The 14,256-nt window shown below is 58.1% G+C and carries 10 protein-coding genes and 1 tRNA gene; 8 read left to right on the top strand and 3 right to left on the bottom strand.

What is annotated here, in order from left to right; translation table 11 throughout:
- The coding region (locus Q0721_RS12090) for a hypothetical protein (RefSeq protein WP_299030378.1) at positions 1 to 958 on the top strand (958 nt) is incomplete at its 5' end.
- A gap of 620 nt (positions 959 to 1,578) precedes the next feature.
- Here Q0721_RS12090 and Q0721_RS12085 read toward each other — a convergent pair.
- Positions 1,579 to 3,177, bottom strand: a complete 1,599-nt coding sequence (locus Q0721_RS12085) for a hypothetical protein (RefSeq protein ID WP_299030375.1) — start codon at positions 3,175 to 3,177, stop codon at positions 1,579 to 1,581.
- Positions 3,178 to 3,283: 106 nt separating this feature from the next.
- Between Q0721_RS12085 and Q0721_RS12080 the strand changes: the two genes are divergently transcribed.
- From Q0721_RS12080 to Q0721_RS12065, 4 genes are all read left to right on the top strand, one after another.
- Positions 3,284 to 3,357: transfer RNA gene (locus Q0721_RS12080), tRNA-Val, on the top strand.
- Between the two features lie 140 nt (positions 3,358 to 3,497).
- Positions 3,498 to 4,667, top strand: a complete 1,170-nt coding sequence (locus Q0721_RS12075) for a DUF5666 domain-containing protein (RefSeq protein WP_299030372.1) — start codon at positions 3,498 to 3,500, stop codon at positions 4,665 to 4,667.
- A 149-nt stretch (positions 4,668 to 4,816) separates the two neighbouring features.
- The gene (locus Q0721_RS12070) at positions 4,817 to 5,371 is read left to right on the top strand and encodes a sigma-70 family RNA polymerase sigma factor (RefSeq protein WP_299030368.1); all 555 of its coding nucleotides are present in this window, start codon (positions 4,817 to 4,819) and stop codon (positions 5,369 to 5,371) included.
- Complete coding sequence (locus Q0721_RS12065; protein WP_299030365.1) at positions 5,368 to 6,591, top strand: DUF5667 domain-containing protein; 1,224 nt, start codon at positions 5,368 to 5,370, stop codon at positions 6,589 to 6,591. The genes Q0721_RS12070 and Q0721_RS12065 overlap by 4 nt, the downstream gene beginning before the upstream one ends.
- On the opposite strand, the gene Q0721_RS12060 is transcribed toward Q0721_RS12065, so the two are convergent.
- Complete coding sequence (locus tag Q0721_RS12060) at positions 6,588 to 7,106, bottom strand: HIT domain-containing protein (RefSeq protein WP_299030362.1); 519 nt, start codon at positions 7,104 to 7,106, stop codon at positions 6,588 to 6,590. The two genes, Q0721_RS12065 and Q0721_RS12060, sit on opposite strands and share 4 nt — an antisense overlap.
- A 262-nt stretch (positions 7,107 to 7,368) precedes the next feature.
- On the opposite strand from Q0721_RS12060, the gene Q0721_RS12055 reads away from it, so the two are divergent.
- Genes Q0721_RS12055 through Q0721_RS12045 form a run of 3 tightly spaced genes read left to right on the top strand, consistent with a single transcriptional unit; the run spans position 7,369 to position 10,123 of the window.
- Positions 7,369 to 8,430, top strand: a complete 1,062-nt coding sequence (locus Q0721_RS12055; RefSeq protein ID WP_299030359.1) for an L-threonylcarbamoyladenylate synthase — start codon at positions 7,369 to 7,371, stop codon at positions 8,428 to 8,430.
- Positions 8,431 to 8,445: 15 nt separating this feature from the next.
- Complete coding sequence (locus Q0721_RS12050; RefSeq protein WP_299030356.1) at positions 8,446 to 9,714, top strand: alkaline phosphatase family protein; 1,269 nt, start codon at positions 8,446 to 8,448, stop codon at positions 9,712 to 9,714.
- Positions 9,698 to 10,123, top strand: a complete 426-nt coding sequence (locus Q0721_RS12045; RefSeq protein ID WP_299030353.1) for a thiol-disulfide oxidoreductase DCC family protein — start codon at positions 9,698 to 9,700, stop codon at positions 10,121 to 10,123. The genes Q0721_RS12050 and Q0721_RS12045 overlap by 17 nt, the downstream gene beginning before the upstream one ends.
- Positions 10,124 to 10,222: 99 nt before the next feature.
- On the opposite strand, the gene Q0721_RS12040 is transcribed toward Q0721_RS12045, so the two are convergent.
- Positions 10,223 to 14,236 carry a GAF domain-containing protein gene (locus Q0721_RS12040; RefSeq protein ID WP_299030350.1) on the bottom strand — a complete coding sequence of 1,338 codons (4,014 nt, stop codon included), beginning with the start codon at positions 14,234 to 14,236 and terminating at the stop codon, positions 10,223 to 10,225.
- Positions 14,237 to 14,256: the final 20 nt, after the last annotated feature.

Raw genomic sequence — 14,256 nt, 5'->3', positions numbered from 1 at the left:
TCCAGGGCACCTGCAAACCGAGCCTACTCTGCTGCCTGAGCCCACCCCAACATCGGTTGTCTTTTATCACTCCCTATATGAAGTGAACCGGACGCCCCGGCTTTCTCCTGGAACCGCTTTTGGGGTAGGTTCTTATATGATCGCCGTTCAAAGCGTGACTCTTTGGGGTGATCTAGTGATAGCAGAACTGATGCTCGAACGGCTCTCCTGGGAACAGATCGAGAGACAGAAGTCTCTTAGCCCTTTATTCTTGACCGTGACCGAAGAGGCAGGGATGAGCACAGTTCTACTAGCGTTGGATCCCAAAGTTTCTCCCGCCTCTAAAGGATTAGCGTTGGTGGAGGCGCGGCAGGAAGATGGCAGCCTGTGCGGTACGGAAGGAAAGGAACCCCCAGGCTGGAGAGCGAAAGGTCAGTGTCGCTTTGTCTTTTCTTCGGCAATGAAACCAGCCTACCTGGGTTTCCTGGCGTTGCGAAAGGGGGGTTCCTTACTGGTTCCCTTCATTCCTGGAGGTGGGGCTCAACTGGTTGCCCTCATCCCACTACCGCTCTTCCCGGCTCCTCTAGAGGGGTTGGTACCGGAGCGGCCTTTCCTGCCCGGTCGTCCGGTGCGGACCGAAGGTGGGATGGAGATGATGGTACAGGGGACGTGGTATGAGGTGAGCCAAGGACAAATTAGGGTTCGCTTGCAGGCCCAATGCGTTGGTCCAGCAAATTGTGATTCAAGGATCTCCCTGACCAGGCAGAACCTGCAAGAGTTCTTCGCGGTTGGCCCCGATCCTTATGCTGGAATTCTCCTCCTAAAGCCAGGCGAAACGGCGGAGCGGGAATTAATCTTTGCGGTCCCTGAGCCCGCGGAGGGTTGGATACTTCATGTTTCGGAGACTTTTCCCGACCCCTCTTCCTCAGATGCCATCCTCAGTTTTGAATACTACATTGCACTGCCGCTGAGTAATTAGCCATCGTTAGGTAATACTTCTTGTAGGCTCACCCTTGGTCTCCATCTCAAACCTTCTTTCTCAACTGCTTCCTCCCAACCAGCGACTTGCATATCGTCGCCACCAGCTGTTGCCTGCTTTGGCTTGCGTGTTGTTATCGAGCGCTAAATGATGACGCTCCAAGCATGGTTACGTATAGCCCCTCTTGCACCGCCTGCTCTCTTGAATGAACGTGTTGCATATAGTCTCTTCTCCGGTCTTGTTTGCCAGTAGCGCTATGCTCCTCGTACCGAACGCTACCTCCAGCCGCATGTAATAGGAGTTGATTGGCGAGGTCAAGTGGGCCAGTAGCGCCCAACTCACTTATGGCACCCACCACGATCTGTATTCGAGTATAGGCGCGTTGCCATGTTCCCATTGCCGACGGGTTGCGTAGGCGGCATAGAGAGGCGCGGGTGGTGTCCTGTGCACAAACCTCTGGATGGTTCTGCGTCCCATCAACGCTGATCATGGTATGATATAACTGTCTCGACTAGGGCCATATTGTCAAGATATGCCGGGCGGATGGCAGATCCTTGTGAACCATGGCCAAGCCGATAATAGCTTCAAGCTAGTGGAGCGCTCAGGGCTACAGCTCAATCTTAAGGCTTGGGGCAAGCAGGGTGGAAGTAAATGGCTCCATCGTTCAAGCGGCGGTAGAGGCGCAGACCGGCCGTAAAGGTAGCTCTGTAGTGGGTGGCTTGGTGATCATAGAGGGCCTGCATCTGCTGGCTGAATTCGGGTTCGAACAGGATCAGGGCAGCACACTGGGTGCGGAAAACCGTTTCATCCTCACTCTCGCCACTCCCGAAAGGCTGCTCTGATGTTGTAAGATCTGCCCGGATAAGTCGCGTTATTTCATAAGGATAGCGTTGCGTGTAAAAAAGTACCGCTGCCGTCTGATTAGAAACAAATGGCAGATTGGCTGGAAGGTCTCGTACTGCTCGCAGTGTTTCGGATTCCCGCCAGCGCAAGCCGCTGTAACCACTGCCGGTGGCGTGACGCGCGCTGAGGTAAGAAAGAGTTGCAGGCAAATAATATGCCAGTGTTGAAAGAAGAATAACCGCAGTGAGTAACCCCTGCCAATAAGGAGCACTGGAGCGACTTCGCAAGGCCAGAAAAAGACCACCAGGGATAATAGTAGCCAGCGCAATGAAGCATGGCATTAGCAAGCGAGTGTCAATATCTGGTTGCAGGGAAGAAAAGAGATAAGCCAATCCCAGAAAAAGCAGGTAACCTAGGGCATAGAGGGCCATGATAGCCCACCAAGTTAACCCACCCGACAGGTCCGACTTACGCTCTCTCTGCTTGCGGGTTTGTCTCCATGTCCATCCAAAGCCCAGGGCGGCCAAAAGGCCCAAGCCCAACACCGCCAGTGATTTAAGCCAGGATGCTGGTAACATCTTGAAAAAGGGCATCCATTCGAGAAGCACCCGTGTGACCTCCTGACGCAGAGCATTGGCCTGCGCCAGGAGTGCTGAGCTCAGAACAAAGGGGCGTGTGGGTAGGGTTTCCCGAAAGAGCCAAGCCAAAGGTAACGTGCCGGCCAGCAGGGCATACCCAGAAGCGCGGAGCGCTGCTTCGCGCAGCGAATGGCGGTGCACGATTAGGATGACCACAACACCTACGGCTAAATTGACCAGCCCAATGGTGCGCATCAATCCGGCGCCAGCGGCACACAGTGCAGCCAGAATTCCCAGCCCCGGACGGGGTGAGCGGGTATAGAGAGCCAGGAGAAAGAGGTTGAGCAGGGCTAACAGCATGTAGAGAGGTTCACTCATGGCCCCATCAAAAGCCATAATGACCCCGGGCGCCAGCAGGACCAGCAAGGCAGTCGTCCACCCCCACCCCCAAGAGCCCGAGAAATGCCATGTACCCCATCCCAGCATCAACACGCACAAAGCGAAACACAGGCTGTTTACTGTAGCGAGGGCTCTCAAGGGATCAAGATTTAGGGCGAGTAGTGCGCCGATCAGCCAGGGGTAGCCAGGAGGCATCATGGGGTCAAATTCCCCGCTGGGATTGTAAATTCCCAGCCCATGGCCGGTTATCCAGTTGCGGGCGGAGAGGATGTAAGCCACCGAATCGCTGTACACCCACGGCCCCCAACGCATGGCATAGAGCAAGAGACCTGCACCGCACACCGCCGGGAACAAAAAGGATAGGGCTACTATGGAACTAAATGATGACTGTGAACGCATGGGTTTATTTTATTATGAGAAGCGCTCCACGTGCAGCCAGAGAACGAGAAAGGACGTGCAGGATATTGTCTTTTTGCCCACGTCTGAGTATAATAAAAAAGCGCTTGGGCGGTTAGCTCAGTTGGTTAGAGCGTCGCGTTGACATCGCGGAGGTCGTAGGTTCGAGTCCTATACCGCCCACCTCCCCCAATCCACCCCTCCATCCCCCACCTTTTGCGCGGCAAAGTTGCCGCGCAAACTTTTTAACCGTAACTTTTCCGTCCGATAGACGACTTATCTTATGAAAATACCCCATAACTCTGCTTGAGGAGGAAGACAGGATGAAAACGATCCCCTGGCGAAGGTTCTCGGTGTTGGTGAGCGGTTGGCTCCTACTAGTGCTGGCCGGTTGCACAACGCTGGATGCGAACGCGGCCTTTGGTGCGCTTCAGGCCCTTAGCCGTCCCACTCCATCCCTGGAATCGGAAGTCACCCCCACCCATGTGCCTACACTGGGAGTAGTGACCTTCAAAGGCACGGTGGACAGTCTGAGTTCCGATTCTTTGGTTGTTGACGGGCTCACATTTCGCATAGATGCTCAATCTTTGTTGCCGCAAGGGTTACAGACTGGTGAAGCAGTTGCGGTGAAAGCGGTACTGTTGCCAGATGGTAGCCGTTATGCAGTTGAAGTAACCCGTTTGGACAAGATGCCAGACGAGAGTGAGTTCAAGTTCTACGGTATTGTGGAAAGTATCTCTGAGACCACATGGGTCATCTCTGGCGAGATCGTCCAGGTCACAGCGCAGACCCAAATTGAAGTTGGCATCGCGGTGGGCAGTCTGGTGGAGGTAGAAGGCGTGGTGAGTGCGGGCAACCTAGTGGCCTACAAGATCAGCCGGGAAGGCGACGAGAGGCAGCCCTCACCCCAGCCAACCCCGGCTGTTTCCGAGGAAGACGAAGTCGAATGGTTCGGAGTCGTTGTTCAAATTGCCGATGGGGTGTGGGTTATTGGTGAGCAGACTGTGCAAGTGACCGCTCAAACCGAGTTCAAAGGCAACCCTCAAGTGGGTGACCTGGTCAAGGTGCATGCCATGCCAAGTCAGAGTGGATACGTGGCCCGTGAGATTGAGAAGATCCGTTCTTTCCCCACGGCTGAAACAGCCCCTCAGGCTCGCAACTTCAAGTTTTATGGTACGGTAGAGAGCATTGATGGCACCACATGGGTGATCAGCGGTGTCACTGTGAATGTGGATGCATACACCACACTTAAGGGCAACCCAGGGGTGGGCAGCCAGGTGGAGGTCAAAGCCCTGGTTCAGAGCGATGGCACCTACCTGGCGACCCAGATCAGGGTGAAGGAAAGCGGGAGCGGACGCCTGGATTTCCGCGCTACACCGGGTCGTGACGATGATTATGAGTCCAGTTCACCGAGTGGTGCTCACTCCCGTGGTCGTTCTGAAGGCAACGATCATGACAGAAAAAGCGATGATGGCCGCGGGGATAAGGACTAAAAGGCTTTGATGGAATGAGCGCGATGGTAGGGTCCCTGTCCGGTATTGGTTATCCTTGGGTGCCTTCTCGGCATAGGGAAGGCCACAGGCAGGGACCACTCCTCCCGGCGCGGGATGGGGTATACTGGGGAAGGAGGAAACGACCCTTTTTGGCCCTGGCCGGGATGGATGACTTTAGCGATTTAATATCCCGTGCGCGTGCCCTGGATGCAGAAGCCCTAGCTGCTTTGCATGATCTCCTGTATCCGGCCGTCTATCGCTACATTGCCTACCGTTTGGGGGATGGCCCGCTGAGCGAAGACCTGACCGCCGAGGTGTTTCTGCGCTTCCTTGAGGCCTTACGAGCGAGGCGGATACGCGGGGATAATATACGGGCGTGGTGTTTTACCACCGCCCATCACTTGGTGATGGACCATCTGCGTCAGCAATATCGCCATACTGTTCAATCGTTGAATGGTGCTCATCCTGATCCTCAAGTTCATCCTGAACAGGCTCTAGAGGCTCACCAGCAGTTGGAAGCCGTGCAACGGGCGATGCGTCATCTGACGCCAGAACAGCAACACGTGCTGACCTTGCGCTTCTCTCAAGAGTGTTCCCTGGAAGAAACGGCCGCACTAATGGGTAAGAGTATCAACGCGGTGAAGGTGCTTCAATTTCGTGCCCTGATGGCCTTACGGCGATGGCTGGAGCGGGAGGGCCTATGAAGTCTCCGTCTGGGGTCACGCCTGAGGTTTTAGAAGCCTGCTTGCAAGCGCTTGAACGAGGTCAGGCCATCGAGGAGGTACTGGCGCGCTACCCTGAGCAGGCAGCAAACTTGGCCCCGTTGCTACAGGCCGCTCAGAGCAGCCGAGCCTTGGCAAGCACTTTGCGCATGCCCTTGGGAGCGCGGGCGCGTAGCCGGGCGCGTTTCCTGGCCCATGCCAAAACCCTGCCCTCTGCTGCCGCTTCAGCGGGGGCACGATTACCGCGCCTGGGCCTGGCTTGGGGAAGCGTTGCAGTCGTCCTAGTGCTTATTTTGAGCCTGGTGGTGACCACGTTGGCTTCGGCGCAGGCGTTGCCAGGGCAACCGCTTTACCCTATCAAGCGGGCTGTGGAGGCAGTCCAGTATAATCTGACGGCTGATCCGAGTGCACGGTTGGCATTCGCCGAAACCTTGGATGAAAAACGGGCAGCAGAAGTCCAAGCGCTCATTCAGCAAGGGCAGCAGCAGCGGGTGGCTTTTGCCGGCTTTCTCATTCGCAACCCTATGGCGTCATGGGAGGTCCATCGGATCCCATTGCTGCTTTCTCCCGATCAAGAAGCGCTCGCCCGATCCCTAGAGGGAGCCTATGTCAATATAGAAGGGGAGAGCGAGCCGATGCTGGGGGTTAGAGTCGAGCGCCTCGAACTGCAGTTGCTTGCCGTGCGTGGTACCCTGCGTGAGGTGACCGCGGATTATCTGCGCATAGATGGACTCACCCTTTGGCTTAGTCCTGCTACGCAACGCCGCGGCGGGTTGCAGGTGGGGCAGAGCGTTTCGGCAACGGTAGTGCGTCTGGCGCAGGATCAGTACCTTGCCCTGGTGGTGCAGGGGCAAGGAGGGGATGGTGCTATTGCTCTGCCCGATGTTTCGGCGACTCCCTGGCAGGAATTGCGCCGTAACGCACCTCACATTTTGCCTTCACCCTTGTCTCGTGAAGCGACGCCAGAACCCCGACTCACCCTACCGCCGGGCTTGCTCAGACAAACCGAGCGTTCTCTCCCCACGGTACATTTAGAGGTGACAGTGGAACGAGAGGACAAAGACGCGAACAAGACCCCGGAGCCCACCCGCACCTTGCGCCCGAGTAAAACGCCCCGGCCGACCGAATTTGAGATCAGAACCCCTGCGGCAACTAAATCAAACACCCCAGAAGAGCACAAGGATAACGACGATGATGATTAACCACCCTGCTTACGTGAGGCCGTAGGGGTGAAGAGGCGTTCCCAGCCCTCACGCAGGCGGCGGTAAGTGTCTTCGAGGGCTTCGGGCAGGACGCGGGTTCCGGCCAGCGTGGACATGAAGTTGGTATCGCCGACCCAACGCGGTACCACATGGAAATGGACGTGCTCAGCAATCCCAGCACCGGCCACCGCCCCAATATTGGCGCCGATGTTGAAGCCTTCGGGCCGGTAGACTTCCCGAATAACTTGCACACTGGCGGTAATCAGTTCAAAAATCTCACTACGTGTTGCGGCATCCAGGGCTTCCAGCGTGGCCACGTGCTGGTAGGGCACTACCATGAGGTGCCCACTGGTGTAAGGAAAACGGTTTAGAATGACAAAGGCAAGCTGGCCGCGCGCTACGACCAGGTTTTGCTCACCATCGGACTGTTGCGCGGCTTCGCAGAAGACACAGCCTTGATTGCGGTTGCTTTGCTCAATATACTGGCTACGCCAGGGGGACCATAACCGTTCCATGCATCGCTCCCAACCTTAAAGGAATTTCAACCTACGCACGATGTAGTTCATCGGTAGCCCAAACGCACCCCTGCGAGCAGGCCTTTGGTTGTCCTGATTCTATCACAAGATACTCGCCTCTTTTTCTTCGCGTTGAATCTCGTAATGCGTATTTTCCTTCCTCATCAAGAAACTTCTGGCCCAGATCTTGTCCTCATGCTTGGATGAACAGACCCGCGACACACGGTTGCACGAAACTTTTGGCCCTGGTATGATTGGGACGATGACCACGACCCGTCGAATACGCGTCAATGCTCGGGAGCCGGAGCCCGCGGCTATTGCCGAGGCAGCAGCATTGTTGCGGCGGGGGGAATTGGTGGCCTTTCCAACCGAGACGGTGTATGGCCTGGGGGCCAATGCGCTGGATGCCAGGGCTGTGCGTCGCATTTTTGAAGCCAAAGGGCGTCCTGCCAATGATCCGCTGATCGTGCACTTGGCCAGCGCCGAGTGGTTGCCGCGGGTGGTGGCCGCGCTTCCCGCTACTGTGGAGCCGTTGGCGGCACGCTTTTGGCCCGGCCCGCTGACGCTTATCCTGCCCCGCGCCCCTGCCGTGCCCCCGGAGGTCACCGCCGGGCTGGAAACAGTGGCCGTGCGAGTGCCGGCTCACCCGGTGGCGTTGGCGCTCTTGCGCATCAGTGATTTGCCCATTGCGGCTCCTTCGGCCAATCGCTTTGGTGGGGTCAGCCCAACAACTGCTGAACACGTCTGGCACGACCTGGCGGGACGGGTGGCGTGCATCTTGGATGGCGGCCCAACCCCCATTGGCGTGGAATCCACAGTTTTGGATCTTACCACTCAGCCACCCCGAATCCTGCGGCCAGGAGGAACTCCCCGCGAGGCGCTGGAAGCAGTTCTGGGCACGGTGGAGGTATGGGAAGGCAGTGCGACCGACGCCGCTCAGCGTTCGCCGGGGTTGCTGGCTAAGCATTATGCTCCGCGTGCCCGTTTGACGCTGGTACTGGGTGAAGATACCGAGGCTTTGCTGGCGCGGGTGGTGGAAGTGGCACAGACCCTGGGCGCCCAGGGCGAGCGCGTGGGAGTGTTGCTAGCAGATGAGGACGCGCGCCAAGTAGAAACCCTGCTTCCCGGTGCGATTCTCCTGGCACTGGGCCCGCGTGATGATCTGGCCGAAATCGCCCGCAACCTTTACGCTGCCTTGCGCTATCTGGATGCTCAGGGCGTGACGGTCATTGTGACGCGCGAATTCGGTCGCCGCGGTCTGGGTCTGGCCATCCGTGACCGCTTGCGCCGCGCGGCTTCGCAAATTATTACGCTTTCATCCTGAGTCCCGGAGAGCCTTATGGCATCCATATCCTTGACGCCTGAATCCCTTGGAAGCACTGCGTTACCTGGTCTGCCACCCGCGCCCGAACGCGTTTTTCCCGCTTACATGGGGTATTCCATTGCTAACTTACCCGCTACTATCTGCGCCTGGCTGGGCGTTCCACCCCCAGAAGGTGCTGCACCCCCTCTGGCTGAACTTTATCGGCAGGCGTTGCATTCGCGGTATCGGCGCGTGGTGTTGCTGGTGGTTGATGGGCTGGGTTGGCATTTTGCCCACCGGCGGGGTGGGTTGGTGCCGGAGGGGGCTGCGCCAGTTTATGGCTTACCCCTTACCAGTGTGGTACCCAGCACCACTGCCACGGCCCTGACCACCCTATGGACAGGAGCCTATCCCGCCCGCCATGGTATCCTGGGGTATGAGATGTGGTTGAAAGAGTACGGGCTCATCGCCAACATGATTCTGCACAATCCGGCGGCGTTCAGTGGCGATTTTGGGTCGTTGCGCCTGGCGGGCTTTGACCCGGAGAATTTCCTGCAAGTGCCCGTGCTGGCGCCCCACCTGGCGTCCTACGGGGTACGCACCCTGGGGCTGATGCACGTGGCGATTGCCCGTTCTGGCCTGTCTCAAATGCTGATGCGGGGGTGCGATATCCTGCCGTTTCGCAATAGCAGTGACCTGTGGGTCACTTTAGAGCACCTGCTGGACGAAACCTCGAATCGCACCAGTTATATTTACGCTTACTGGGGAGATCTGGATGAACTGGCGCATCGTTTCGGGCCAGAGGATGAGCGAGTCAGCCTTGAGTTGGATGTTTTGCGTCTTCTGTTGCAGCGTTTGCTCCAGCCCCGCCTAGGGCGAGGGCGTGAAGATACGCTCTTGCTGGTGATGGCAGATCACGGTTTTGTGCCGACTCCTCGTCAGGCGCATTATGAATTGCGCCAGCACCCCGCCTTCATGCGCTATTTGCTGATGCCTCCCTCGGGTGAAAATCGCCTGCCCTACCTGTTCCCGCGCCCCGGGCGTGAGACCGATCTGCGCGATTACATTCAATCGGCCTGGCCTGAGACTTTTGACCTGGTCTCGGCGCACCAAGCAGTGCAAAGTGGTCTTTTTGGGCCTGGTGAACCGGATCCTATCGTTTATGATCGCCTGGGTGAATGGGTGCTGTTGCCCCGCGGTACCGCCTATCTTTGGTGGGCAAATAAAGAAAATAACCTCCTGGGGCGGCACGGCGGATTACATCCCCATGAAATGCTGGTTCCCTTGTATGCGTGGTGTCTGTGAGATGCGCACTCCGCTTTATGTCTTTTACGATGGTGAATGCCCGTTGTGCACCCATACAGCCCGGTGGTTGCAACGCCTGGATTGGCAACGGCGCCTGGTGGTGCTTTCGTTCCGCGCCCCGGGGGTGGTGACGCGCTACGGATTAGACCCTGTGCGCGCTGAGGCGCGCCTGCAAGCCCAAATTTCCGGGCGGACTTTAGAGGGCATAGCGGCAGTGGAGGCAATTATGGCGCGTTTGCCCGTACTCTGGCTGTTATGGCCTTGGGTGGCACTGGCTCGGCGGCTAGGGATCGGTCAGTGGCTTTATGACTGGGTGGCGCGCCGTCGCTGGCATTGGGGAGCACGCTTGACCTGTGCGGGGGCCTGTTCCCGTCCGAATCCCTCCCGTGGAGGGGAAACAGAGGCCTGAGATCCCTACGCCTCAGGGTGGTTTCTTCTGTGGGAGAGGTTAGGACGATGGGCAACGGGCAGGGGGTTTTGGGGCTCGCTCCATCGCCTAGTGTGCGGCTTAGGAGGGGGCGATCTCTGCGATGGGTACAGTGAAGTGGAAGGTTGTGCCCTTGCGATACTCAGACTCGAACCAAATCTTGCCTCCCTGCATCTCCACCAGGCTGCGGGTAATGTTCAATCCTAGGCCGCTGCCGGGCACCTCGCGGGTCTTTGGATCTTCGGAGCGGAAAAATTTCTGGAAAATCTTGGGCTGATCGGCGGGGGCAATACCGATGCCGGTGTCCTGTACCCAGATATGCACCACCTCCCGCGCGCCGTTAGGATCCCAATGATTCGGGCTACGTTCTGCCCCCAGGATGATCTGCCCGCCGGGGTCGGTGTATTTGTGGGCATTGTTGACCAGGTTGACCAGGATCTGGATCAGGCGGGTGCGGTCTGCCCACACGGGCGGCAGGTTGGAGGGCAGGTGCAGGGTAAAAGTCTGCTGCTTGTCCTCGATTTGGCGGCGGGTGGAACGCTCTACTTCGCCCACAATATCGGCCAGATTTAGAGCAGCGAACTCCAGGCGCATACGCCCGGCCTCAATCTTGGAAAGGTCGTTCAAATCCGAGACCAGCGTGCTCATGCGGTCCACGTTGGAGCGAATCACGTTAAGGAAACTGGCCTGCGCCTCGCTCACCGGCCCCACTGCGCCGGCAATGAGTAATTCGGTGTAGCCCTTGATGGAGGTCATCGGATTCTTTAGTTCATGGGCCACGAACGAAACGAACTCGCTCTTCGCCAGGTTGGCTGCCCGTACGGCAGCGTACAACTGGGCGTTGGCCAGCGCAATGGCCGCATGATCACATAGGCGCTGGAGAAATTCCAGCACGTCCGGCGGGCTGAAATCAGGATCGGCAGACTCCAAGATCAATAAAGTGCTTACGCCTTCCTCGCGGCGGATGGGCAGGAATACCTGGACACGGCTTTCGGGGTGCAGGCGCATGGCAGTGTCATCCAGGGCACGACGCAAGGTTTTGCCGCTTGCTAGTACGGTGGTCAGGGGTAGACCCGCTTGTACGGCTTCAGGTGTGGGCAGGGATTCTGCCTCGATGCCCTGCCACGCTATTGGGCGTAGCCCTGTCTCATCCACTGGCCCAATCAGGCCCACGCTGGCATGGGAGCGACGCATCGCCCAATTTAGGGTGATAGCCATGGCTTGGCTAAGATCGAGGGTGGCATTCAGTTCGCGGTCAATGCGTTGCATGACCGAAAGTTCTTCCACCCGCGCGGCCAAGGCCTGATCAGTCAGAGTGTAGAGGCGAGCATTCTCGATGGCAATGGCAGCCTGAGCAGCAAAGGCGCTGAGCAACTCGGCGTCTTCAGCCGTGAAGTTGCTGCCGTCTTTGCGATTGACCACTTCCAGCACTCCAATAGTGCGTTCTTTGACCACCAGCGGTACGGCCAGCACCGCCCGGGTGACGAAACCGGTCATTTCATCTGGCAAGCGGAACCATTCTGGGGACGCGTTGACGTCATTGACGATTTGAGGCTGGCGGGTCTGGAACGTCTTACCGGCCAACCCACGATCAGAGGGCATGCGCTGATTGAGCAAATTTTGGGCTACCGGACCCAGCACCACGCGGAAAACCAGTTCATCACTGGCTTCGTCCCACAGTAGCAGGCTGCCAGCCTCGCAGGCGAGGATACCCACGGCATTCTCTAGGATGGTATGAAGCAAGGGCTCCAGTTCTAGGGTGGAGGAGAGTTTCTGGGTGACCTCATTCAGGGTCTTCAATTGGCGGGCGCGGCGTTCGGCCTCGTTGAGCAGGCGGGCCTTGGCGATGGCCCCAGCAACCTGGTCGGCAATGGCCTGGAGCAGGTTGACCTGTTCCTGGGTGTAGTGCACTTCTGGACGCTGTGAGCCCAGGCATAGAACCCCGATGGTCTCGGCCCCGGTGTTAAGCGGTACCCCTACCCAGGCGTAGAGATCAGCCTGGGGGCCGAGGATGCCGCGCGCGCGGCATTCACGAGTGTAATCCTCGGTCAGGATGGGTTTGCGCTGGCGCAGTATGATCCCTTCCAGGCTGCCGCTCAGGGGAATAAGCCGATTCTCTCGTTCGCTCAGGCGTTCGTCACGCCACACCTCGAAGACTACCCGCAAGGCGTCACTTGTGGTCTCGTGCAGCAGTAATTGGAAGGTTTCAGATGGAATAACTTGGGCGGTTTGCGCATAGATTAATTCGTAGATATCTTCCACTGCCAGGGTGACATTAACTCCCTGCGCCACCCGGATGAGGACGTTCATCTGGTGCATCCGCTGGTTGAGATTTGCGATCACCTGAGCGCGCTCGATAGCCAAGCTGGCCTGGTCGGCCAAAGCGCTCAAAAAGGTGTAATCGCGGGTGGTGTAGGTTGAGCCCGCAGCGGGGGGGCCTAAGGCAATCCAACCGCTTAGATGGTTGCGTGTCTTGAGCGGGTAGTAGATATGTGCCCCCAGGAGCGTCAGACGTGCCTGCTCACCGTAGAGGGTGTTGGACAAGCGCGCAGGGTTGCTGATGTAAAGGGGGCCGGCTTGCTGATGCAGGGTGTGCACTAAGGCGCTATGGGTTGAAAACCGCAAGTCACTGGTGGGCTGACCCCCTAGGTCTGGGGTGGCCACGTATTGATCACCTAGGGGATCATAGAGGAAAATATGGAGAAGGGTGGGTTGTAGGGTCTCCTGGATCGTGGTGCGCAGGATGTTCAGAATCTGCGGCAGCTCCACCGCGTGGGTCAGATCGCGAATAAAATGATTGAGACGCTCCTGGAGTGCCCTCTCGCCAGGCAGAAAGAGGGTATCCAGGCTTTTTTCAATCCTGCGGTAGAGGGGCAACAGGCTCAGAGCCACCAAGGCAAAGAAGGCACCGGTCACAATCGGGCGCGAAGCGAGGTTGAGGGCGTTCAGGATCATCATTCCACCAGCGACCAGTAGCCCGTACCCGATGCCTACGAGGGCGTACAGGGCGGCCTGCCACAGCAAGCGGTTGGGCGAGATGATCAGAGAGCGACTCTGGTTTAGCCCTCCTGTAATCGGGAGGGCCAGAGTCAAGCCTGCCAGGACGGGAGTGGCGCTCCCAAGTTGTCCGAGGCCAAGCAATAGGCTGGCGGCCCACAGATAGAGGGCGGGGAAGGTAAGCAACGTGGCTGCCAGCAGGCCCAGTGCGCGGTTGCGTTGTGGGGCGGTTTCGGCTTGGCGCGCCGCGAGAGTCAGCAGGGTCAGCCCCGCTAGCCCGTATACGCCGAGCAGCAGAAGCAACACCCGCCAGGCTAGAAAAGGCGCTTGGGCGGAGTTAGAGAGTAAAAAGCCATTTATCACCCCGGCGGTGCCCAGAGCCAGGGCGTACCCCCCCCAGCGCAGTCGGTTACTCCACGGGGGTGGAAGAACCGCTTCGGAGACGCCGGTCACGAAATCAAGCAGGGCTGCGAGGGTCAGGGTGAAGGCAAGGGTCCACATCGGAGTTAGACGATGGGTCTGCCAGAGATCGGTGCTACCGGCCAGCACAAAACCAAGCGACGCTCCCAACAGGGTTAGGGCGCGATTGGCAGGGTGATCGGGCAAGCGCAGGAAGGCTAACCAGGCCAGTGTCAGAATCGTGAGTCCCAGTGCCAGGGGCGCATCGTTCAGGCGTGCCTGCCAGTGCCGCGGCCAGGGTTGCAGCCCTTGAATTCGGGTAGCGTAATCCCCATCTGCGCTTTCGACGCTAAGAAAGACTTCCTCCCCAACCTTTTTCCCTTCCAGGCTTGCCAACAGGGCACTTCCATTGGGAACGGCCCGACCGTCCACCCGTAGGATATGGTCGCCAACCTTCAGTTGGGCGGCGCCGGGATGGTCGGTAACTTCTATTGGGTTAAGCAGAGCCCCCACGCGCATGCCCGGCAGGACAAGCACACCCAACGAGGGGCGCACCAACCAGGCGCTGCTGGTAAAAGACAGGCTGATCGTGATAATACTCAAAAGAATCAGCCAGAGCAGGAGCAGGACTCTGCTCCCACGTTGGGCCCGGATGCCTGCAAATAGGACAGGGGTCGTCTGGGTGTCGGGTTCAACCATGGGATGCTCCACCTGAAAGG

The organism is uncultured Thermanaerothrix sp. (assembly GCF_938028735.1).
Classification (GTDB): Bacteria; Chloroflexota; Anaerolineae; order Anaerolineales; family Anaerolineaceae; genus Thermanaerothrix.
This window is presented reverse-complemented; position numbering and strand designations above follow the sequence as displayed.

Coding starts and splice junctions, on each gene's coding strand:
- Q0721_RS12055 (WP_299030359.1), top strand. CDS start 7,369: ATGACCACGACCCGTCGAATACGCGTCAATGCTCGGGAGCCGGAGCCC.
- Q0721_RS12085 (WP_299030375.1), bottom strand. CDS start 3,177: ATGCGTTCACAGTCATCATTTAGTTCCATAGTAGCCCTATCCTTTTTG.
- Q0721_RS12060 (WP_299030362.1), bottom strand. CDS start 7,106: ATGGAACGGTTATGGTCCCCCTGGCGTAGCCAGTATATTGAGCAAAGC.
- Q0721_RS12050 (WP_299030356.1), top strand. CDS start 8,446: ATGGCATCCATATCCTTGACGCCTGAATCCCTTGGAAGCACTGCGTTA.
- Q0721_RS12075 (WP_299030372.1), top strand. CDS start 3,498: ATGAAAACGATCCCCTGGCGAAGGTTCTCGGTGTTGGTGAGCGGTTGG.
- Q0721_RS12045 (WP_299030353.1), top strand. CDS start 9,698: ATGCGTGGTGTCTGTGAGATGCGCACTCCGCTTTATGTCTTTTACGAT.
- Q0721_RS12040 (WP_299030350.1), bottom strand. CDS start 14,236: ATGGTTGAACCCGACACCCAGACGACCCCTGTCCTATTTGCAGGCATC.
- Q0721_RS12065 (WP_299030365.1), top strand. CDS start 5,368: ATGAAGTCTCCGTCTGGGGTCACGCCTGAGGTTTTAGAAGCCTGCTTG.